16 protein-coding genes are annotated in these 22,460 nt (G+C 66.2%); 6 read left to right on the plus strand and 10 right to left on the minus strand.

Annotated features, from left to right (window positions below):
* Positions 1 to 9 precede the first annotated feature (9 nt).
* Complete coding sequence (locus Q0071_RS13990; RefSeq protein ID WP_298170524.1) at positions 10 to 2,550, minus strand: glycoside hydrolase family 3 protein; 2,541 nt, start codon at positions 2,548 to 2,550, stop codon at positions 10 to 12.
* Between the two features lie 235 nt (positions 2,551 to 2,785).
* Between Q0071_RS13990 and Q0071_RS13995 the strand changes: the two genes are divergently transcribed.
* The 4 genes from Q0071_RS13995 to Q0071_RS14010 all read left to right on the plus strand — a co-directional run bounded on the left by Q0071_RS13995 (position 2,786) and on the right by Q0071_RS14010 (position 9,515).
* A complete protein-coding gene (locus Q0071_RS13995; protein ID WP_298170527.1) occupies positions 2,786 to 5,797 on the plus strand; it encodes a TonB-dependent receptor in 3,012 nt (1,003 codons plus the stop codon).
* 129 nt (positions 5,798 to 5,926) lie between these two features.
* The gene (locus Q0071_RS14000) at positions 5,927 to 7,474 is read left to right on the plus strand and encodes a tryptophan halogenase family protein (protein ID WP_298170529.1); all 1,548 of its coding nucleotides are present in this window, start codon (positions 5,927 to 5,929) and stop codon (positions 7,472 to 7,474) included.
* Positions 7,471 to 8,343 carry an ROK family protein gene (locus Q0071_RS14005; protein WP_298170531.1) on the plus strand — a complete coding sequence of 291 codons (873 nt, stop codon included), beginning with the start codon at positions 7,471 to 7,473 and terminating at the stop codon, positions 8,341 to 8,343. The genes Q0071_RS14000 and Q0071_RS14005 overlap by 4 nt, the downstream gene beginning before the upstream one ends.
* Entirely contained in the window at positions 8,340 to 9,515 is a 1,176-nt protein-coding gene (locus Q0071_RS14010) for an ROK family transcriptional regulator (RefSeq protein ID WP_298170533.1), read from the plus strand. The genes Q0071_RS14005 and Q0071_RS14010 overlap by 4 nt, the downstream gene beginning before the upstream one ends.
* A gap of 126 nt (positions 9,516 to 9,641) precedes the next feature.
* Here the strand turns inward: Q0071_RS14010 and Q0071_RS14015 are convergent, their stop codons facing one another.
* The 4 genes from Q0071_RS14015 to Q0071_RS14030 form a co-directional block, all read right to left on the minus strand.
* Positions 9,642 to 10,664 carry a LacI family DNA-binding transcriptional regulator gene (locus tag Q0071_RS14015; protein ID WP_298170535.1) on the minus strand — a complete coding sequence of 341 codons (1,023 nt, stop codon included), beginning with the start codon at positions 10,662 to 10,664 and terminating at the stop codon, positions 9,642 to 9,644.
* A 70-nt stretch (positions 10,665 to 10,734) separates the two neighbouring features.
* Positions 10,735 to 11,691 (minus strand): fumarylacetoacetate hydrolase family protein, encoded by a 957-nt coding sequence (locus Q0071_RS14020; RefSeq protein WP_298170537.1) that lies wholly within the window; start codon positions 11,689 to 11,691, stop codon positions 10,735 to 10,737.
* Positions 11,688 to 12,257: a cupin domain-containing protein gene (locus Q0071_RS14025; RefSeq protein WP_298170540.1), complete on the minus strand. Its 570-nt coding sequence runs from the start codon at positions 12,255 to 12,257 to the stop codon at positions 11,688 to 11,690. Before Q0071_RS14025 ends, Q0071_RS14020 begins: the two co-directional genes overlap by 4 nt.
* Before the next feature lie 85 nt (positions 12,258 to 12,342).
* Complete coding sequence (locus tag Q0071_RS14030; protein WP_298170543.1) at positions 12,343 to 13,818, minus strand: MFS transporter; 1,476 nt, start codon at positions 13,816 to 13,818, stop codon at positions 12,343 to 12,345.
* A gap of 184 nt (positions 13,819 to 14,002) precedes the next feature.
* Here Q0071_RS14030 and Q0071_RS14035 point away from each other — a divergent pair, with 184 nt between their 5' ends.
* The gene (locus Q0071_RS14035) at positions 14,003 to 15,229 is read left to right on the plus strand and encodes an MFS transporter (RefSeq protein WP_298170546.1); all 1,227 of its coding nucleotides are present in this window, start codon (positions 14,003 to 14,005) and stop codon (positions 15,227 to 15,229) included.
* A 3-nt stretch (positions 15,230 to 15,232) separates the two neighbouring features.
* Here the strand turns inward: Q0071_RS14035 and Q0071_RS14040 are convergent, their stop codons facing one another.
* The 5 genes from Q0071_RS14040 to Q0071_RS14060 are packed head-to-tail and all read right to left on the minus strand — an operon-like array spanning position 15,233 to position 20,709.
* Entirely contained in the window at positions 15,233 to 16,213 is a 981-nt protein-coding gene (locus Q0071_RS14040) for an aromatic ring-hydroxylating dioxygenase subunit alpha (RefSeq protein ID WP_298170549.1), read from the minus strand.
* Between the two features lie 26 nt (positions 16,214 to 16,239).
* Complete coding sequence (locus Q0071_RS14045) at positions 16,240 to 17,919, minus strand: GMC family oxidoreductase (RefSeq protein ID WP_298170553.1); 1,680 nt, start codon at positions 17,917 to 17,919, stop codon at positions 16,240 to 16,242.
* Between the two features lie 11 nt (positions 17,920 to 17,930).
* The gene (locus tag Q0071_RS14050; protein ID WP_298170556.1) at positions 17,931 to 18,530 is read right to left on the minus strand and encodes a gluconate 2-dehydrogenase subunit 3 family protein; all 600 of its coding nucleotides are present in this window, start codon (positions 18,528 to 18,530) and stop codon (positions 17,931 to 17,933) included.
* Positions 18,527 to 19,585: a sugar phosphate isomerase/epimerase gene (locus Q0071_RS14055; RefSeq protein ID WP_298170559.1), complete on the minus strand. Its 1,059-nt coding sequence runs from the start codon at positions 19,583 to 19,585 to the stop codon at positions 18,527 to 18,529. Before Q0071_RS14055 ends, Q0071_RS14050 begins: the two co-directional genes overlap by 4 nt.
* A gap of 11 nt (positions 19,586 to 19,596) precedes the next feature.
* Entirely contained in the window at positions 19,597 to 20,709 is a 1,113-nt protein-coding gene (locus Q0071_RS14060) for a Gfo/Idh/MocA family oxidoreductase (protein ID WP_298170674.1), read from the minus strand.
* 110 nt (positions 20,710 to 20,819) lie between these two features.
* Between Q0071_RS14060 and Q0071_RS14065 the strand changes: the two genes are divergently transcribed.
* The gene (locus tag Q0071_RS14065) at positions 20,820 to 22,457 is read left to right on the plus strand and encodes a family 43 glycosylhydrolase (protein ID WP_298170562.1); all 1,638 of its coding nucleotides are present in this window, start codon (positions 20,820 to 20,822) and stop codon (positions 22,455 to 22,457) included.
* The last annotated feature ends 3 nt before the right edge of the window (positions 22,458 to 22,460 follow it).

Raw genomic sequence — 22,460 nt, forward strand, 5'->3', positions numbered from 1 at the left:
ATAGATGCATTATTTAGGCACCGACTTGCACCCGGCGAGGATATCGCCCTTCGTGCCCAGCGTCACGCTGGCAAGACCGAACGAGAGCGAGCCGCGCGTGGTGAGTACGAGGGGGCTTGAGACGGTCTGGCTCGCCGATCCCGCCGGAAGCAGGCACTTCAGCGGGACGGCGAAGGTCTGCCATGTGCCGAGGGGCATGGCGGCGAGTTCGGGCAGCGCCACCGGCGCACCGCAGGGGCCGCTGGCGCAATGCGCGGACAGGGTGACCGGCGCGCCGGGCCGGGCATCGAGCCGCAGGTTGATCAGCAGCAGGACATCTCCGTTGGTTTCTCGCGCAAGATCCTGCGGCGTGGCGGCTTCGAGCGCGATGGTGGCGGGCTGCGACCCGGCGGCGAGCGTGATGCGGCGTGCGCCTTCCTGCACATCCTTGTCGATTGCGGTGATGGTCAGGCGGCCTCCCGGCGTGGCGGCGGGGACCGGGCCGACGGTGTGCGGCGCGGCGGCGGGATCGGTCAGCACTAGCGACCAGCCGGGCGCGGCCTGACCGCGCTGGAGAAAGACGCCGGGCAGAGCTTCCGGCGCGACGCCGGGATCTTCGGGCAAGGCCGTCCATGGTGCGGGTCCGCCGGCCATCGACAGGCCGTAGCCATAGGCGAAGAGCGGATCATCGCCGGTGCGCGCGGTGCGCGGCCATGCGGTGGGGAGGCGGCCGGTGAAGTCCGCGCCATCCTTTGCATAGAGCACATCGGCGACGCCGCCGCCTTCCGATCCCGGCAACCAGGCGACGACGAAGGCATCGGCGGCGTTAAGTTCCGGGTTCACGAACAAGGGCCTGCCGGTGAGCATGACCGCGACGACGGGGATGCCTTGCGCTTTCAGAGCCTTCATCGTGGCGAGTGGGCCGGTGAGATCGCTGCGCAGCTGGAGCGAGCGGATATCGCCCTGAAACTCGGCATAGGGCGTTTCGCCGAAGACCACGATGGCGGCATCGGGCTTTTGGGTGAAGCGGCCATCGGGCGCGAGCTGCGCGCTGCCGCCGGAAGCTTCGGCCGCCGCCTTGAGGCCCTCCCACAGCGTCGTCGCGCCGGGGAACTGGTCGCGCGTCAGGCCGGTGCCCTGCCAGGTGATCGTCCAGCCGCCGGACTGGCGCGCAACATCATCTGCACCATCGCCCGCGACAAGCAGACGCGCGCCATGCTTCAGCGGAAGGACGCCGGTGTTCTTGAGCAGGACCAGCGACTTGCGCACGGCTTCGCGGGCGATGGCGCGGTGCTCGGCGCTGCCGAGGAGGTTCCACTGGCCCGCCAAAGGCCGAGTGGAAGGCGCCCCCATCTCAAACAGGCCGAGGCGCAGTTTGACGCGCAGGATGCGGCTGACGGCGTCGTCCAGCCGGGCCATCGGCACAGTGCCGTCCTGGACCTGTTTCAGCAGGCTGCCATAGAGCGGCTTCCAGCTATCGGGCGCCATGTACATGTCGACCCCGGCGAGGAGTGCCTGCGGGCAGCTTGCATTGGTGCAGCCGGGGATCTGGCCGTGCGCGTTCCAATCGGTGACGACGAAGCCGCCGAAGCCGAGGCGGTCCTTGAGCACATCGGTGACGAGGCCCTTGTTGCCGGCGATCTTGACCCCGTTCCAGCTGGAGAAGCTGGTCATCACCGTTGCGACGCCGTTTTCGATCGCTGGAAGATAGGGCGCGCCATGGACGAGGCGAAGGGTGGTCTCGTCGATCTGCGCATCGCCCTGATCGTGGCCGTCCTTCGTCGCGCCATCGGCTAGGAAGTGCTTGGTGCTGGCGATGACGTGGGGGCCTGCGAGCACGCGGCCTGTCGTCGGCGGGCCCTGCAAGCCGCGCACCATCCGGCCGACATAGCTGGCGACGAGCGCGGGATCGGACGAATAGCCTTCGTAGGCGCGGCCCCAGCGCCAATCCTGCGGCACGGTGACGGTGGGGGCGAAGGTCCATTCCTGCCCGGTGACGCGGATTTCGGCGGCGGTGGCGGCGCCGATCTTCTCGATCAGATCGGGATCGCGCATCGCGCCCAGGCCGACATTGTGGGGGAACAGCGTGGCGCCAATGATGTTGGAATGGCCGTGGACAGCATCGGTGCCCCAGATCACGGGAATCGCCGGGCAGCCGGGGCGGCCGCGAATCGAGGCGGCGTAGAACTTGTCAGCGAACTTCAGCCATTCCGAGGCGGGCGCGAGGTCGTTGCCGCCCGGCCCCGAATTGCCGCCATTGAGCACCGAGCCGAGATTGTAGCGCGCCACGTCCTCCGGCGTGAGGCTCGCGATATCGCCCTGGATCACTTGCCCGACTTTGCAGGCGGCATCCATCTGCTTGAGAAGCGACGCGATTTTCAGCTCGTCCGCGTCCGTGACGACCTTGGGCCAGGCGATTCGCGGCCATTGCTCCGGATGGACGCTGGCGGCCGAGTCGCTCGCGGCAACGGAGGGCGCTGCAAGGAGTGCGGCCGGCGTGAGACAGGCCGCGATGGCTACCGCCCAGGCTGTCGCTGCAATGTGGCCGTTCCGGTGCGAAATCCGCTTCATTCCTTGGCTTTCCTCTCCGTTGCCCGGGTCTCGTGAACCTTCTCGGGGCAATATAATAATACATTATGATGACGTAATGTGAATGACAACGTTGACAATACGGCGAAGATGATCGTATTTCAACCATGCCACACGCCTCCGGCCAAATCCGCACTGCGGGTAGCCGGATAATCAGAAAGGCGGCAGCACCCCGTTCAAAGCGGGGGCTGCCGCTCAACTTGCAAGGGGAGAGACCATGTCTGATCGCATCGCACGTCCAAGGGCCGTGCTGTCTAAGAAGGGGCTTATGGGCGCCGCGTCGATCATGGCGCTGCTGGTTGCGGGCAATGCCGCCGCGCAGGCTGCGCAAGGTTCGGGGCCGCAGCAGGCCGATACCGCTGCAGCAGATGAGGGCGCCGCGCCGATCGTCGTCACCGGCTTCCGCCAGTCGCTGGCCGCTGCGCTTGATGCCAAGCGCAATTCCAACCTCATCATCGAATCGGTGAGCGCCGAGGACATCGGCAAGTTCCCCGACCAGAACATAACCGAATCGCTGCAGCGCTTGCCGGGCATCCAGATCGACCGCGAGAACGGGCAGGGCACCAAGGTGCGCATCCGCGGCCTCGAGCAGAACCTGACCGTGCTCAACAACGAGCTCTTCGTGACGGGCCAGGAAGTGTTCAAGGTGGGCGAGGGCAACTTCACTCGCACCGACAGCCTTGAAAGCGTGCCTTCCGAACTGATCGGCGGCGTCGAGGTGTTCAAGTCGCCCAATGCCTCGCTGCTGGAAGGCGGCCTGGGCGGTATCGTCAATCTCAAGACGCGCAATCCACTCGATCTCAAGAACGGCCTGACCGTGGCGGGCAACGCGCGGCTCAACAAGGCCAATGGCATCGATGGCTGGAAGCCGACCGGCGCGGTCGTCGCGAGCTACAACTTCAACGACAAGTTCGGCATCATCGTCTCCGGCAGCTACAGCAAGACCAACGGCCACTACGACATTCTGGGCGGCGAGAACCGCGGCAACTGGGCCTTCGGCGCGGGCCGCCGCGATACGGCGACGGTGCCGACCAACTACTACGCGCCCGAATACCGCTATGTGACGGACCGCGACCAGTATCGCACGCGCTGGGGCGTTTCGGTGGGCCTCGCCTATCGCCCGACCGATACGCTGAGCATGGACCTCCAGTACTTCCACTCCGATCTCAAGGTGGACACGCGCGAGGGTTCGGTGAAATTCCCGTTCGGTCAGGGCGAATCGCTTGGCCTGCTGCCGGGCTACAAGATCAACAGCAATGGCGTGCTGGAAAGCGGCACCATCCGTGCGCAGTCGGCCGAGGCCATCTCGGTGGTGGACGAGTCGAGCATCAAGTCTGACAACCTGCAGTTCGGCACCAAGTTCGACAACGGCTCGAACTTCCGTGCCAATGTCGAGGCGACTTACTCGACCGGCAGCCTCTTCCGCGACGTTGCCAACAACGACGTGCGCTTCACCAAGTATACGGTGCGGCAGGGTGCGGTGGGCGGACCGCTGCAGGACGGCGTGGCGCTCAATAGCGCGGCGCCTGCAACATTCGACTTCACGTACAGCAACGGCGCTTTCCCCAAGTTCGGCATCGCGCCGGGCAGCCCGCAGGATCTGTTCAGCAACCCGGCCAATGGCTTCTTCAAGTCGCACTGGGCCTTCGGGGACCGCTCAAAGATCAAGGGGCACTCGATCCGCACCGACCTTGCCTGGGATGTCGATCCTTCGGAAAAGGGCAAGATCACGCTGAGCGCGGGCTTCCGCTATGGCCAGCGCACGGTTGATTTCACCTCGGGCCGCTATCTGGCGGACTATTCAGGCAAGGGCGAGATCGACGCGACCAAGATCCCGCTGGCCGAGCGCGATCCCACCTTCAACTACAACTACACGCCTTATGGCTACTTCCAGGACGGCGCGATCGGCTACAAGATCTGCGACCTGCCGGAAGCGAACAAGCCCGCCGCCTTCGCCGGGTGCAGCCGCTTCGGCAATTCGCCCGCGCTGATCACGCCCTATGACACGTTCACAAGCAATGCGGGCCGGGTCGAGACCTTGGTCAATCCCAACGTGCCGGGCGGCAAGGTGCTGATCCAGAACCGCGCGCAGATGGTCAATGCGCTCAAGTGGATCCAGAACCTCTATCCGTCCACGCCGTTCAGCTTCTTCGAGGATCCGCTTCAGACCTTCTTCGTGAAGGAGGAGACCAAGACCGGCTATGTCATGGCCGATATCGGCGGCAAGGATGATAGCTTCCACGTCAACGTTGGCCTGCGCATCGTCAACACCCAGCTGAAGGTGGACCAGAACCAGGGCACCGCGAACCCGACTTACTGGGGCACCGACAGCTGGAACGGCGTGGTGAAGGACTTCGACACATCGAGTGTTCAGCGGTCCTACACCGACTTCCTGCCGAGCGTGAACGTGGTGGTCGATGCGGCGCAGGACATCAAGGTGCGTGCCTCGGCAGCTCGCGTGACCTCGCGCCAGCCGCTGTTCGATCTGGGCCGGGGCTTTGCCACCGACTTCACCCGCGATGCGGCGACCGACAAGTTCCTGTTCACCAGCGGCAGCCGCGGCAACGCCACGCTCGATCCGTTCCGGGCCTACCAGTTCGATCTCGGCGTTGAATACTACTTCGGCCGGCAGGGGCTGCTTTCGGCGGGCGTGTTCTGGAAGGAAGTGGACAGCTTCGTCGTGACGCAGACCGTGCCGGTCTTCGTGAGCGACCAGGCAGGCGGGCGTGTCGGCCCGGTGTCGCAGCCGGTCAACGGCAAGGGCGGCCGGGTCAAGGGATTCGAACTGGCGGCACAATATGCCTTCCCGTTCGGCCTTGGCTTCACCGCGAACTACACCTTCTCTGACACGAGCACCGAGTTCAGCAATGACTTCGAGACGGGGCTGCCGCTGCCGGGCGTTTCGAAGCACTCGTTCAACGGGCAGGTCTATTTCGAGAAGCACGGGTTCGCGGCGCGCGCCTCCTACTCGTGGCGCTCGAAATCGTACCTCGGCAATTTCGGCTTCGGTGATGGCGGCGTGACGCGCACGCTGGGCATCTACCAGAAGCCCTATGGCCAGCTCGACGGGCAGATTTCCTATCAGGTGACGCCGAACTTCAACGTGTTCCTCGAAGGCATCAACCTGAACAAGGAAAACACCAAGACCTACCTGCAGTTCCCCGAGCTGCCGTTCCGGTATGAATCGGGCTCGCGCCGGATCTTCGCCGGTGTGAAGTTCAACTTCTGACCTTAGCTCCACCTCCCTCGGAGCCTCTTGGGGGGAGGGCCTTTGCGGGCCTTCCCCCCTTTCTTGTGAGGCGCATTCCAGGGAGATATTGTGTTGCGGCCGGATGACCGCCAGCATCGGACCGGACCTATGATGACCCCTGAACCCTTGCGCTCGATCCTGATCGTCGGCGGCGGCACGGCGGGCTGGTCTGCGGCAGCGCTGCTTTCCGCCGTGCTCGCGCCGACTGGCTGCAAGATCACGCTGATTGAATCGAGCGACGTGCCCACTGTCGGCGTGGGTGAGGCGACGATCCCGCCGGTGTTCGAGTTTCTGGCGAACTGCGGCGTGGATGAGATTGATTTCATTCGCCATTGCCAAGCGACGTTCAAGCTGGCGATCCGCTTTGATGACTGGCTGGAGCGGGGCCATTCCTACTGGCATCCCTTCGGCAATCTGGGCGTGACGATCAACCAGCGGCCGTTTCACCACTACTGGTGGAAGAACAAGGCGGCGGGGCACGGCGAAAGCTTTGCCGATCTGTGCCCTGCGATTGCCTTGGCGGAAGACGGGAAGTTCGCATTCCCGCCGCCGGACGGAAGCTATCCCGGCGGGGCGCTCAACTATGCGCTGCATTTCGATGCAGGGCTGGTGGCGCAATATCTGCACCGGCATGCCGCCGCGCGCGGGGTGGAGCATATCGATGCGCGGATCGCGGGCTGCGAACTGGCGGATGATGGCGCGATTGCAGCGGTCAGGCTTGAGGACGGGCGGCGGATCGCGGCCGATTTCTTCATCGATTGCTCAGGGTTTCGCGGGCTGCTGATCGAGGACGCGCTCCACGCAGGCTACGAGGACTGGACGAAATGGCTGCCGTGCGACCGCGCGGTGGCGATGCCGACTGCCACCGTGGGGCCGCCCGCGCCCTACACGATCTCTGCCGCGCACGAGGCGGGCTGGCGCTGGCGCATTCCGCTGCAGTCGCGCGTGGGCAACGGTTATGTCTATTCGAGCCGATTTATCGGCGATGACGCGGCGGCGGATACGCTGCGCTGTGCGGCCTTGGGTGAGGCGCTGGCGGAGCCGCGGTTCCTGCGGTTCACGGCGGGGCACCGCAAGGCGATGTGGGTGAAGAACTGCCTTGCTGTCGGGCTTTCGAGCGGGTTTCTGGAACCGCTGGAATCGACGAGCATTCATCTGATTCACACCGCGCTGAACCGGCTGCTGGACTACTTCCCGGACCGGCACTGCGATCCCGCGCTGGCGACGGCGTACAACCGCGAGGCGGCGGACGAATATGCGCATATCCGCGATTTCCTGCTGCTGCATTACGTGCCCAACCGGCGGCATGGCGAGCCGTTCTGGGACGAGATCCGCGCCAATCCGCTTCCCGATACGCTGGCGGCAAAGCTTGACCTTTTCCGCCGCACCGGCCGCATCGTTTCGCGGCGGCGCGAGCTGTTTGCTGATATCAGCTGGTTCTTTGTCGCGGCAGGCATGGGGATCGTGCCCGAAGCGCTCGATCCGCTGGCCGATGCGGCGCCGTTTGACGAGGTGCGGCGGGTGATCGGGCAGATCAGCGACGTGATGGGACGCTATCGCAAGGCCGCGCCGACGCATGGGGACATGCTGGCACGCCTGCTCGATCCCGCGCTCAAAGGACGGCCCAATTTCCAGCAAACCTGGGGCGGGGCATGATTGCTGGCCTCGAACTGGGCGGCACCAAGTGCGTGGCCACGCTGGCGCGGGGGCGCGAGGTGATCGATCAGCGCCGGGTGCCGACGCGCGATGCAGGCGCGACGGTTGGCGATCTCACCGCGATCCTCGATGAATGGGTGGCCGCGCATGAAGTCGAGGCCATCGGCGTCGCCGCCTTCGGGCCGATCAGTACCGACCGGGCGGCACCTGACTTCGGCACGTTCCTCGCCACGCCCAAACCGGGCTGGCAGGGCTTCAGCCTCGCGGCGCATTTGCGGGACCGATACGGCCTGCCGGTCGGGCTCGACAGTGATGTGAATGGCGCGGCCCTGGCGGAAGGGCGCTGGGGCGGCGCGGTTGGTATGGCGAATCATGCCTACGTGACCGTGGGCACCGGGGTCGGCGTGGGGCTCGTGGTGGGCGGCCGGACCATGGCGGGCCGCGCACACAGTGAAATGGGGCACATTTTTGTCGACCGTATGCCGGGGGACGATGCGCCCGGGATATGCCCCTTTCACGGGGGCTGCGTGGAAGGATTGATCGCAGGACCAGCACTTGCTGCGCGGGCGGGGGTGCCGGGCGAGGCACTGGACGAATTGCATCCGATATGGAATCCATTCGTCCATGTTCTTGCACGGCTCGTCCATACCATCGTGTTGACCGGGGCACCCGAGCGCGTGGCACTGGGCGGTGGAGTCCTGACAAGCCGGCCCGAACTGGTGGCGCGGGTCGATACTGCCGTGCGGGAAAGCCTGAGCGGCTATGCGCAGGCTTCGTTCGGCGTGGGGGCGCCGGTGCTCGGTGATCAGGCGGGGCCACTGGGCGCGCTGGCGATCGCGCTCGATGTGCTGGAGGGCGGTACGGCGTGAATTTGGGGCTGACGCGCAGCGGCTATCGCGGCGCGACGATCGAGGATGCAGGCGCGCACAACACCCGGATCGTGCTGCGCGCCATCCGCGCGCAGGGCACGCTGACCAAGGCGGAACTGGCGCGGCAGACAGGGCTGGCGCATCCCACCGTCACCAATATCACCCGCCGCCTGATGGAGCGCGGCCTGCTGCGCACCGCCGGCATGCAGCGCGGCGGACGCGGGCAGCCGGCGACGCGGCTGGTGATCAATGCCGAGGGCGCGCATGCCATCGGGCTCAATGTCGACCGCGATCACATCACGATGGTGCTGGCGGATTTCGCCGGAACGGTAAAAGCGCGGCTCGATCAGGAAATCGCCTTTGCGCTGCCCGAGCAGGTGCGCAGCTTCTATCGCCGCAATCTCGACAAGCTGCTGGCGATGGCGGGTGTGCGCGCAGCGGCGATCACCGGGATCGGGCTTGCGTTGCCCGATGGCCTCGGCGTGATCGATCTGCCGGGCATGCCGGGGGACTATGCGCAGTGGTCTGCCACCAATCTCGAGGCCTTGTTTGCCGAACCGCTGGGCCGGCCGATCTTCATCGAGAACGATGCGGCCGCGGCGGCCATCGGCGAGATGCAATTCGGGCGCGGGCAGAAGGAGGCGAGCTTCTTCTACATCCTCATCAGCTATGGCCTTGGCGGCGGGCTGGTGGTGGGCGGGCAATATGATCGCGGTGCGGACGGGCGCAGCGGCGAGATCGGCTTCATGAGCGTGCCGGGCGAAGGTGGGGCCATGGTACCGCTGCAGTCGATCGTTTCGATTGCCGGCCTAAACCGGCGGCTGCAACAGGCTGACCGATCGCCCTTTGCGCATGGCGAGGCGATTTCGGGCGATGCGGCTCTGCAGCGGATCCATGATGAGTGGATCGAGGAATGCGCTCGCGCGCTGGTGCAGCCGCTGGTGGCGGTGAACCTGCTGATCAATCCGGGCGTGGTGCTGGTGGGCGGGCGCCTGCCGATGCCGCTGCTCGAACGGCTCACGCAGCGCACCAATCTCCTGTTGCGCAGCGGCGGGCGCGATGCCCCCGCAATTGCCCCGGTGATGGCGGCGGCGCTGGCAGAGGATGCCTCTGCGGTGGGTGCGGCGCTGCTGTCGTTCGACGATCTGGCGCTGGCGGTGGAGGCGGGCTAGCCGGACCCCAGGTCAACCAACTTCGTCATTCCCGCGAAGGCGGGAATCCAGAGGGGCCTGCGCGGTGTGTGCGGCTCTGGCCCCCCGCCTTCGCGGGGGTGACGAAAAGGGATGATTGCGGTTGTCCTATCCCGCGCGCGGCGGGGCGGTGCTGCGGCGGATCAGGAGTTCGTGAGCGAGGTGGATGTCGCCGCCTTCGGGTTCGCCCTTCAGCACATGGAGCAGCATGTCCATCGCCTTGTAGGCCATGTCTTCCACCGGCTGGCGGATCGTGGTGAGCGGGGGCCAGACTACGCGCGAAATGTCGGAATCGTCGAAGCCGACGACCGAGAGGTCTTCCGGCACATGCAGCCCGCATTCGCGCGCGGCGGCGACGGTGGCGGCGGCCATGTCGTCGTTCTGGGCGAGGATCGCGGTGGGCGGCGGATCGAGCGCGAGCAGGCGGCGCGCGGCAGCGAGGCCGGAATCGAAGGTGAACAGGCCGGATTCGATCAGTTCCGGGTGCAGCGTGAGGCCCGCCTTGGCGAGCGCCTGCATGGTGCCGACGAGGCGCGCATCGGATGCGGCGTGGCTGGGATCGCCCTTGATCACGCCGATGCGGCGGTGGCCGAGCGCGACGAGATGTTCGGCGGCTTCCTGCGCGGCGGCGACATCGTCCATCGCGACCGAGGGGCCATTGCCAAGCAGGCGGGTGGGCGAGATGCGCGCAAACGGCATGCCCACTTCGCGCAGTTCGGCCATCAGTCCGGCGTGGTCCGAGGCGGGAGGGGCAAGCAGCACGGCATCAAGCGCGGCGGAACGCAGCAGCGCGATGATCTCATCCTCGCGCTCGGTGACGGATTCGACCGGCAGCACGACAAGGCGGAAGCGCTCGCCGTGGAGGCGTTCGAGCGCGCCTTTCTGCAGTTCGACGACGTAGCTGGGGCTCGGCTTTTCGTAGACGAGGCCGATCAGGTAGGAGCGGCTGCGGACAAGGCCCTGGGCCGAGACATTGGGGTGATAGCGCAGCGTGCGCATAGCCTCGCGCACGCGGGTTTTCACCGCTTCGGTGACATGCGGCTCGTTGTTGACAACGCGGCTGACGGTTTTGGCCGAAACTTCTGCCATGCGCGCAACATCGACAATGGTGGCCCGTTTGGGTCTGCTCATGGGTATCGGGCCGCCTCGGTGGGTCTGCGAAAAATCTTCGCTGATCCTACACCGGGGCGGCCCGGAAATGCTAGGCCTTCACGACTTCGCTGTCGATCATGCCGAAGGGCGCGCGGCCCGAACTGCCCACCGCCGTCATCCGCACGGTATCGCCGAAGGCCATGAACGGCGTTTGCGGCGCGCCGTGGGCGATGATCTCGATCGCGCGGATTTCCGATATGCAGCTGGAGCCGACTTCGGCGTAGTTGGCGTTGGAGACGGTGCCCGAGCCGATCACCGTTCCGGCAACAAGATCGCGGGTAAGCGCGGCATGGGCGACGAGTTCGTGGAAGCCGAAGGCCATCGGGGCACCGTTGGCCCGGCCGACTTCGCTGCCATTCCAGTCGATGATGAGATCGAGACCGACGCGCCCGTCCTTCCATGCCTCGCCGAGTTCATCGGGCGTGACGGCGAAGGGGGCCATCGAGCAGGCCGGCTTGGCCTGAATCCAGCCGAAGCCGGTCTTCATTTCGATGGGGGCGATGGCACGCAGCGACCAATCATTGATCTGCACGATCAGCCGGATGTGCTTCATCGCTTCTGCGGCGCTGGTGCCCATCGGCACGGCATCGACCACCACGCCGAACTCGCCTTCGAAATCGATGCCGTGTTCGATGGCGGGGAAGGGGACGGGATCAGCAGGGCCGTAGAACCGGTCGGACAGGCCCTGGTACATGAGCGGGCGGTCCCCTTCGTGGGGATCGTGCTTGAAGGCTACGGCCATGAGATCGCCGTGCGTGGTGAAGGCCGAGCCATCGAGCCACTGCCAGGTGCGCGGGAGCGGCGCGGCGAAGGTCACGTCGTCGGTCGGCTCGCCATCGCCGGCGTTGAGGCGGGCTTCGGCTTCCTTGAGCCTCGCTTCGGTCGAGGGCCAGTCCTCCATCGCGCCGAGGAGATGGCCGCCGACGCGCAGCGCACGCTCCCCGTCCGCCGAGACGAGCGCCAGCGCGCCATCGGGCGTGCCGTCGCGCAGAGTGGCTAGCCTCATGCCTTGAGCTCCGGCGCGAATTCGCCGTCGATCAGCACGAAGACGATGCGGCAATTCTTGTCGGAGCGGTTGGCCCAGCCGTGGTTGGTGCCGCGCTGGATCACGATATCGCCCGGATAGACGGTGGTTTCGCCCTCATCCATGATCAGCACGAGTTCGCCTTCGATGACAATGCCGTAGTCGATGGTTTCGGTGCGGTGCATCAGCGCGTGGCGCGCGCCTGCCTTGGCGGCGTTGGAGGCATGGCCGGCGCCGATTTCGGCGAAGTGCGCAGCAGCTTCCTCGGGCGTCATGGTGCGGATGCCCTCGCCTTCGGGCGGAATGTCGAGCACGCGGATGCGGGTGCCGTTTTTCGGCGGAGCGAGGACCACACCGGCTTCGGCGGGTTCGCCCGAGGCTGCGTCGATGGGTGCGGGGGTGGCCTGCGTGTTCCAGACTTCGTGGAACATCGGCCCGATCGCGCCGCCGACTTGCTGGACGCGGGGCGGGGCGCCGTCTTCCTGGATGATCGCGCGACCTTCCGCATCGTGGCCGGTGACAATGCGGCGCACAGGTTTGACGTCCATATAATCTCCCGCGATGGTTATCTATCTGTTTGACAGATGGGTTTAGTTCACTTCGGATCAACAATGCCTATGAAGCGGCGGCAGGTCAATCCGCTGCTGGCTTGCGCTCGGTCGCGAACAGAGTGGAGGGCAAGCGCGAGACGGCGAGCACCGCAATCGAGAGGAGCGCTGCGACCATGATCGCGCCGGGGACCAGACCGGCGAGCCGCGCCGCCGCGTCATGTCCGGCAACCGCGAAGTAGGCCGAGCCGACCAAGGCGATGCCGAGTGCGCCGCCAAGCTGCTGCGCGGTGCGCATCGTCGCGCTGGCGGTGCCGGCGTGGGTGCGCGGAACTTCGGAGACGACGATGGGGCCTAGCGGGCCGGAGAGCGTGCCGAAGCCGATCCCGGCGAGCGCGAGGGTGGCGATGAGCAGCGGCCCGCCTTCAACCCGCGCATGGATCAGCGCGAGGGTGCTGACGATGCCAGCCGCCATCAGCATGCCGCCCGCCATGGGCAGGAGGCGCCCGAGCTTTGGCAGCAGACGTGGGACAAGCAGGGCAACTGCCACCATCACGCCGAGGCCGAAAGGAATGTGGATCAGCGCCGTCTTCAGCGGGGTTAGCGCAAGGCCCTGCTGCAACGCGACGGCGAAGATCATCAGGAAGCCGACCGAGCTGCTGTTGAACGCCATCGCGGCGATCACGCCCCAGCGGAAGGTGGGTAGGGCAAAGAGCGAGGGTTCGATCATGGCCGGAAGCCCGGCTGCGCGGCGGGCGACGGAGCGGTGCCAGCCAAGGCCCACGGCGCTGATACCGCCGAACAGGATCGCGGCTGCGGGCGCCAGACCCAGATCGTCGTGCGCCTGGATCAGGGCGAGGAGGATCAGGCCGAAGCCTGCGGCGAAGAGCGCGGCGCCGGGAAGATCGATGGCGAGGCCTTTGTGTTCCTCACCCGTGCGGGGGAGCGTCACGCGGCCCATGGCGAGCGCGAAGAGGCCGACCGGCAGGTTGATCAGGAAGATCAGCCGCCAGCCGAGGCCGAAGAGGTTGAGCTCGATCAGGAAGCCGCCGATGATCGGGCCGATGATCGCGGCAAGGCCGATGATCATGCCGAAGAAAGCGAGGCGGCGCACCCGTTCGAGCGGGGTGTAGAGCAGCTGGACGATGGCCATGGTCTGCGGCCCCATCATCGCGCCCGCCCCGCCCTGAAGGACGCGCGCGAGGACCAGCACGCCCGGCGTCGGGGCAAGGCCGCAAAGCGCGGAGGCGGCGACGAAGCCCGCCACGCCGCCGAGGAACAGGGTGCGGTGGCCGAACGTATCGCCCAGCCTTCCGCCAAGCAGCAGGAGCGAGCCGAGCGTGAGCAGGTAGCCCGCGACGATCCACTGCATCGCGGGGGGAGAGGCGCCGAGCCCGTCGCGAATGGCGGGCAGCGCGGTGTTGACGATGGTCGTGTCGGCCACTTCCAGCACCACGGCGGTGAGCACGGTGAAAAAGGCCAGCGCCCGCTGGCGATCATCGAGTTCATGCGGCAGCTTGCTGCCTGAGGCCGCAGCCGGTGCTGCCTGTTGCGCTGTCATTCGCGGTTGTCCGATGTCCCGTGCGCCTGCTCATGGCGGTTATTGGTGCCGACCGGGATCAGCCGGTCAAATTAAAATCTTGCTTCTATTATGACCACGTCTCGCCTATGGTCAAGCGCAGCACGCAGGGTATCACGGGAATGACAGCCCGCCTGTGGGACAAAAATTGTTTGGGGAGAATATCTTGGCAAACACATCGACGGCCGCGCGCACCGCCGGGCCACAAGCAGGTCTGGCGCAGGGGCTGACGGTCATCATCGCAGGCTTCCTGCCGATTCTGGCCATTGTCACGATGTTTCCGGCGATCCCCGCGATCATCGGCCACTTCGCGCCGACCGATCCGACCGCGCCGACCAAGGTGCCCTCGATGGTGACCGCGCCCGGACTGACGATTGCGCTGGTCGCGCTGTTTGCCGGGCTGATGGTCGACCGGTTCGGGCGGCGGACGCTGCTGCTGGTCTCGACCTTCTTCTACGGCCTGATCGGCGCGGCGCCGTTCTTCCTCGAAAACCTCGATACGATCTATGCCTCGCGCCTGCTGCTGGGGCTGTGCGAAGCGGTGATCCTCACCACGGTGAACACGCTGATCGCCGATTACTGGCCCGATGAAGGCCGCCGCAAGTGGCTGGCGCTGCAGGGGCTGGTGGGGCCGGCGCTTTCGTCGGTGATGATCTTTTTTGCCGGCACGATGACGGCGTGGCGGTGGAACGGCATCTTCCTGCTCTATCTTCTAGCGGTGCCGATCTGGGCGGCGATGGTGCGCTGGATGTTCGAGCCTTCGAGCGACGCGACAGTGCGCATGATGCTGGGGATGGACGAAAAGGATACGCAAGGGTTCCCGTGGCGCGCCATGCTCGGGATCGCGGGCCTCACGCTGTTTTCCTCGGCGATCTATTATGTGTTCATCGTCAATGGCGCGACCGTCTGGCAGGAGCTGGGCGTGACCGATCCGCAGAGCATCGGCCAGATCACTGCGCTGCCCACGCTGTTCATTCTGGCGGGCGCGAGCCTGTTCTGGTGGCTGGGCGCGCGCGGGGTCGGCTCGCCAGTGCTGATCGCGATCTTCCTGAGCTTCCTTGGCGCGGGGCTCGCGGTGATGGGGCTGGCGCATGACTGGAAGGGCATGATCCTGGGCATGGCGCTGCAGCAGACGGGCGCGGGCATGGCGATCCCGACGCTGATCGCCTGGGCGCAAAGCCAGCTGCCCTTTGCACACCGCGGGCGCGGCATGGGGATCTGGACCGCGACGTTCTTCTTCGGCCAGTTCTCCTCGCCGCTGCTGGTGAGTGTGCTGCGCGGCGCGGTCGGCACGATGCAGGGCGCGTTTCTTGTTGCGGGGATTGTCAGCGCGGTGGGGGCGGCGCTTCTGCTGGTGGTGCTCTCGGGTTCGGGGCGGAAAGCGGCGGCCTGACGTTCAGGCCGCCGCTCCCCCCTCCGCATTGCGCCGCTGCATCAGCGCGCGGCGGGCGCGGATGGCGCCGGCGTCGGTCTTGAGGATGGCGGGGCGCGCGTCCCAGAAGTCCTGTGCCCCCAGCGCGCGCTGGGCGGCCTCGATCATTGGCTCGTCTTCTTCGACGAACACGCGGCGCGCCATTTCGGCGGCCTGCGGGTTGTCCTCGTGATCGTAGAAGTAGTGCGAAGACGTTTCCGTCTCGGGCGTGATGATATGCGGGTTCACCATTGGCGGCAGGATCAGATCGGCGCGCTGCGTGCCTGCGCGGGCCAGGCCGACGGTGAGCGCCATGGCGGCGGGCGCGTGCCAGCGCATGTGGAGCCACTGGTCGATCTTCTGGCCCGGCTCCAGCATCGGCTTGGACCATTCGGGCGCTTGCGCGTCGGTCATGTCCCAGTTGTTCCAGATGGCGCCATCCTCGTCCTGGCGCACGGTCTGTTCCCCGTGGAAGATCGAGCCGTTGACGCCGAAGGTCTCGATATGGAGGAACTCGGCGTGGGTGAGGTCCATCAGGTTGTCGGTGATGAGCTCGTAGTTGCCCTCGATCCGCAGACAGCCGCGATGCATGCCGCGATCCGCGTCAAGGAAGCTGAAATCGGGGATCTTTGAAGGGTCGGCCAGTGCGGGATCGCCGGGCCAGAACCAAAGGCCGCGATGCTTCTCGACGATCGGCATGGCCGGCGCGCTGACATGCGCGGGTGGACCATCGGGGAAGGGTGAGTGAACGCAAGTGCCCGTGCCATCGAAGCCGAGGCCGTGGTAGCGGCATTGCACCGTATCGCCCACGCGCTTGCCCATCGAGAGCGGCACGAAGCGGTGCGGGCAGCGGTCGGCGATCATCGCGTGTGTGCCATCACCGTTGCGCCAGATCAGCCACGGCTTGCCGAGCAGGGTGCGCGAGAACAGGGTGTCGCCCGCGATTTCGTCGGCCCACGCAGCCATGTACCAGACGTTCTTCACATACCTTGTCATAGGGCACTCGATTTGAGCAGCGAGACAGCGTGGGCGGCGGCGCGGGCGGTGAGCGCCATATAGGTGAGCGAGGGGTTCTGGCAGGCCGAGGAGCTCATCTGCGCGCCATCGGTGACGAACAGGTTGGCCACGTCGTGCGACTGGCTCCACTTGTTGAGCACGGAAGTCGCCGGGTCATTGCCCATGCGCGCGCCGCCCATTTCGTGGATCGCGGTGCCGCCGGGACCGGGGCGGTCGAAGCCGAACATCACATGGCCGCCCGCTTTGGTCAGCATTTCAGCAGCATCGGCCTTGGCCTGCGCCAGCGCGGCATTTTCTTCTGCGCCGAACGCGAAATCGATGTGCAGCTGGGGGATACCGTTGGGGTCCACTTTCGTCCGGTCGAGCGTGAGGCGGTTGGTAGCGCGCGGCACGCAATCGGCGAAGCCGACAAGGACCATGCGCCACGGGCCGGGTTTGCGCAGACTGTTCTTGTAGTCCGCGCCGATCCCGGCTTCGCGCTTGCCGGCGGTCCATGTCGATTGCAGCGCACCGCCCTGAAACGAGAAACCGCGCGTGTGGCCCACGCCGTCCATGGTTTCCATGTTGCGGTAACGCGGGATGACTGCACCGGTCGGGCGGTTGCCGAAGCTGGTCCATGCCTCGAAGCCGGGCATGATCGCGGCGGCGGAGAGCGTGTTGGCGTGGTCCATGATGTGGGTGCCGAGCACGCCGCTGCTGTTCGCAAGCCCGCCGGGCATGGCCTCACTGGCCGAGTTCAGCAGGAGATGGACCGAATTGAAGGCCCCTGCATTGAGGAAGATCAGGCGCGCGGTGGCCTGATGCCGGGTCTTGGTCTTGCTGTCGATCCAGCGCACGCCGGTGACTTTGCGGGTCTTGGGATCGTAGTCCACGTGTTCGACAGCGGCATCGGTGATCAGCGTGAGGTTGCCGGTGGCTTGGGCTGCCGGAAGCGTGCTCGATTGCGTGGAGAAATAAGCGCCGTAGGAGCAGCCGCGCGCGCAGATCGAGCGGCTTTGGCACAGGCCCCGGCCGTCCTTTTCAGCGGTGAGATTGGCCGTGCGGCCGATGGTGAGGCGGCGTTCGGGCCATTGCGCCATGATCCGCTCGCGCACCGCCTGTTCGACGACATTGAGCGCGAAGGGCGGCTGGAACTTGCCATCGGGTAGCTGCGGCAGGCCTTCCGCCGCGCCTGAGACGCCAATGAACTCTTCGACCTTGTCGTACCACGGGGCGATGTCGGCATAGCGGATCGGCCAGTCGGTGCCGTGGCCGTCGCGCTTGTTGGCGCCGAAATCGTAGTCCGACCAGCGATAGCACTGGCGGCCCCAGGTGAGCGAACGCCCGCCGAGCTGGTAGCTGCGGAACCAGGTGAAGGCGGTGTCCGCGCCGGTCTGGTAGGGGTTTTGCGCGTCGTTGACGAAGTGGCCTTGCGTGAATTCGGTAAAGTGGCGGTTGAGGCGCTGCACCGCATATTCGCGGGCGTAGAGATCGGCATCGCCTTCGCCGCGGAAAGGCATGTCCCACGGGGCCTTGACCTCGGTCTCGTAGTCCACCTGATGCTCGATCTTGCGGCCGCGCTCGAGGAGAAGGACCTTGAGGCCCGCCTCGGTCAATTCCTTGGCCGCCCAGCCGCCGGTGATGCCGGAGCCGACGACGATTGCGTCAAAGTTCATGCTCTCGTCCATCAGCCGAAGTCCACCGCTGTCCAGTCGCTTGAATAGGCGCGTGTTTCCGCCGTGACGGGCACCTTGGGATCGAACCGTCCGGGGACCAGTTCGTAGTTCAGTTCCTTCGATCCGCCGACTTCGCTGGTGTAGTAGCCGGTGAGGATCAGGCCCTTGATCGCGCGCCATGGGGCGGCGCTTGCGTCTCCCTTGAAGGCGGCGGCATCGAGTGCGGCGAGCGCATCGTGGCGGCGGACGGGGGGCAGGGTGAGCCACTTGGGGCCGAGCTTTGCCTCCAGCCATGCGGCGTGATCGAGGCTGCCATCTGCGCGCACGAAGGGCGCTAAGGCAGGGTTTGCTGCGGGCGGACGGCGCGTGCCTTCGAGGCCGTGGGCGAGCGCGACGAGGACGAAATCGCCCGTGCCGACTGCGCCCGCGCCGGGGGTGTCGGTGGCAGGGATCACGTGATCGGCGACCATGCGCATGAACTTGCGGCGGCGGGGGGAGGGCGCGTCCTTGGGATCAAGTTTGCCCAGAACTGCCGCGCCGCCGGGCACTGCGGCCTGCAACGCAACGAGGGCGGCGGCGCCAAGAAAGCTGCGGCGGCTCCAGCCAGTCATTCGGCGATGCCCATGATGCGGCGGTTGAGTGCGCGGTCGGCGCCACCTGCGGCGAAATCATCGAAGGCGTGTTCGGTGACCGTGATGATGTGCTTTGCGATGAAGGGCGCGCCTTCTGCTGCGCCGACTTCGGGGTGTTTCAGCGCGCATTCCCATTCGAGCACGGCCCAGCCGGCGAAATCATTGGCTGCCATCTTGGAAAAGATGCCGCCGAAATCGACTTGCCCGTCACCCAGCGAGCGGAAGCGGCCTGGGCGATCCACCCAGCCCTGATAGCCGCCATAGACACCGCTGCGGCCATTGGGGCGGAACTCGGCATCCTTCACGTGGAAGCACTTGATCCGCTCATGATAGATATCGATGAACTGGAGGTAATCGAGGCACTGCAGCACGAAGTGGCTGGGATCATAGAGAATATTGGCGCGCGGGTGATTGCCGACGGCTTCGAGGAAGCGCTCGAAAGTGACGCCGTCATGCAGGTCCTCGCCGGGGTGGATCTCGTAGGCGGCATCGACGCCGTTGTCCTCGAACACATCGAGGATTGGCTTCCAGCGGCGGGCGAGCTCGGCAAAGGCATCCTCGACAAGGCCAGCGGGCCGCGCGGGCCAAGGGTAGAAATAGGGCCAAGCGAGCGCGCCGGAGAACGTCGCGTGGGCAGTGAGACCAAGGCGGCGGCTGGCGACGGCGGCGTTCTTGACTTGCCTGACCGCCCATTCCTGCCGTGCGGCGGGCTTGCCGTGGAGTTCGGCGGGCGCGAAGCCATCGAACTGCGCGTCGAACGCGGGGTGGACGGCGACGAGCTGGCCTTGGAGATGGGTCGAAAGCTCGGTGATCGCTAGGCCCTTGTCCGCCAGCATGCCGGTCACTTCGTCGCAATAGGTCTGGCTTTCCGCCGCCTTGGTCAGGTCGAACAGCCGCGCGTCCCAGCTGGGGATCTGGATGCCCTTGTAGCCGAGGGCGGCGGCCCAGTCGGCGATGGCCTCGAGGCTGTTGAAGGGGGCAGCATCGCCTGCGAACTGCGCGAGGAAGATGCCGGGGCCTTTGATGGTCTTCATGGAAAGGTTCCTCAGACGGAAAGCGGCGTCCAACCGGCGCCATTGGTTCTTGCGGCGGCGCTGGCGCGGACGGCGGTGTCGATGAAAGCCATCGAACGCAGCCCCTCGGCCGCGCCGGGCAGCAGCGGGGCGCTGCCGCCGCGCAGCACTTCGGCGAAATCGCGGTAGAGGTTGGCGAAGGCTTCGAGATAGCCCTCCGGGTGGCCGCCCGGCGTGCGGGTGCGGCGCGCGGCATCGGGGCCGAGCAGGCCGGTGCCCGCGCGTATCATCTCGCTGCGGCCATCGAGGTGGTGGAGCGTAAGCGTGTTCGGCTCCTCCTGCCGCCACACGAGGCCGCCCTTTTCGCCATAGACGCGGATGCGCAGGCCATTGAGTTCGCCGACTTCGATCTGGCTGGCGAGAAGCACGCCGCGCGCACCGTTTTCGAAACGTAGGAGTACGGAGCAATCATCATCAAGCTGGCGGCCCGGCACGACCGCGCCGAGATCGGCGAGGAGTTCGGTGACATGGAGGCCGGTGACGAACTCGGCGAGCTGGAATGCATGGACGCCGATATCGCCGATGCAGCCACCAGCTCCGGCGCGCGCGGGATCGACGCGCCATTCGGCCTGCTTGCCCTCCGCCGGGCTGGCGAGCCAGCCTTGGGGATATTCGACGACGACCTTGCGCACGGTGCCAAGCGCGCCTGCGGCAATCCGCGCGCGGGCTTCGCGGACCAGTGGATAGCCGGAATAGGTATAGGTGAGGGCGAAGGGGAGCCCTGCTTCGGCGACCGCGACGGCCAGTTCGCGCGCTTCATCCAGTGTCGCGGTCATCGGCTTGTCGCTGATCACGGGAAACCCGGCGGCGAGCGCGGCGCGGGCCGAGGGGAGATGATCGTGGTTGGGCGTGACCACCGCGACGAACTGCGCGCCGTCCACCCGCGCGCGTTCGGCGGCGAGCATTTCGGCGAGGCTCCCATAAGCGCGGGCGGGATCGATGCCATAGGCGATGCCCCCGGCACGGCTGCGTGCGGGATCGCCAGAGAATACCCCGGCGACCAGTTCGATCTCGCGGTCCAGTTCTGCCGCGATCCTGTGCACGGGGCCGATAAAGGCACCCGGGCCGCCGCCGATCATGGCCATGCGCAGCCGACTCAAGACTGTTTCTCCCCGTCTATTTGTAATGGTGGTTCTAATTTGTTAGAGATCAGTTTTCAAGCGTTGGATAGAACATCAGAAGGGAGAACGTGTCGATGGGTGGCTTCGAGGTGGATCGGCGTTCGCTATTCGCGCTGGGCGGGGCGGCTATGACGGGAGCGGCCTTGCCGGTGGGTGTTGACGCTGCCGTTCCGGGGCGCAAGGCCAAGACCGCGCCGCGGTGGGGACGGGGCATCGAGGGGCAACGCAAGGCGGATCTGGGCAATGGCTGGTTTCGCAATCCGGTGCTCGCGGGTGATTATCCCGATCCTTCCATCCTCAAGGACGGGGAGGATTACTACCTAACGCATTCAAGCTTCGATGCCGCGCCGGGCCTGCTTGTCTGGCATTCGCGCGATCTGGTGAACTGGGTGCCGGTGGGGCCCGCGCTGGCGCATCCAGCGGCAATCGGCTTTGCGGTCGATCTGGTGAAGCACGCCGGGCGCTATTTCATCTACATCCCCTTCATCCCCGCGCCGTGGTCCGACAAGGTGAAGGATGCGCCGCAGATCTGGGTGATCCACGCGGACAAGATCACCGGGCCGTGGAGCGAGCCGATCGACCTTGGCATTCGCGGCTATATCGATCCGGGGCATGTCGTGGGCGAGGACGGCAAGCGCTATCTGTTCCTTTCTGGCGTGGCGCGGGTGCAGCTGACGGATGACGGGCTTTCGGCGGTGGGTCCGGTCAGCCAAGCGTTCGATGGCTGGAAGTATCCCGACGAATGGGTGACCGAGGCCTATGCGCTGGAGGGGCCAAAGCTGATGCGGCGGGGGGACTGGTTCTACCTCGTGACGGCAGTGGGCGGCACGAGCGGGCCGCCGACGGGGCATATGGTGACAGTCGCGCGGTCGAAGTCGGTTCAAGGGCCGTGGGAGAATTGCCCGCACAATCCGATCATCCGCACGAAGGACGCGAGCGAGGCCTGGTGGTCGCGCGGGCATGCCACGGCGGTCGAGGGGCCGGGCGGGCAGTGGTACTTCGTCTACCATGGCTACGAGAACGGCTATCGCACGCTGGGGCGGCAAACCTTGCTGGAGCCCTTTGCGTGGACGGCGGATGGCTGGCCCCGCGCGCTGGGCGGCGATCTTTCGCGCGCGCTGCCGATGCCGGGGGGACGGTCAGGCGCGCCGCATGGGATGGCGCGGTCAGATGCCTTTGCGGCTTCATCGCTGGGGACGCGATGGACAGCCTATGGCGCATCGCCGGACGAGGCGGCGCGGATCGCCATGGGCGGCGGGAAGCTGATGCTGCCGGGCAAGGGCGCCGGACCGGGCGATGGCAGCGTGCTGACACAGATGGTGGGCGACCGTGCCTACGAGATCAGCGTGACGGTGGAACTGGAAGGTGAAGGCGAGGCGGGCCTGCTGCTGTTCTACAACCGGCGGCTGTTTCTGGGCATGGGCGTCACCGGCTCCGGCATGACGAGCTATCGTGGCGGCATGCCGATGTATTGGCGCGAGCCAGCGCCGGCAGCGCGCGCCTTGCACCTCAGGATCGTCAACGAGCGGCAGATCGTGACGTTCTTCTACAGCACCGATGGCGAGCACTGGACGCGCCATGGCGTTCGCTCGGAAGTCTCGGGCTACAACGCCAACACGATGGACGATCTGGCCAGCCTGCGGCCCGCGCTGTTCGCTTCGGGCAAGGGGCAGGGGGTGTTCCGGGACTTTCGCTATCGCGCGCTGGACTAGGCG

The organism is Novosphingobium sp. (assembly GCF_027486195.1).
In the GTDB taxonomy this organism is placed as follows: domain Bacteria; phylum Pseudomonadota; class Alphaproteobacteria; order Sphingomonadales; family Sphingomonadaceae; genus Novosphingobium.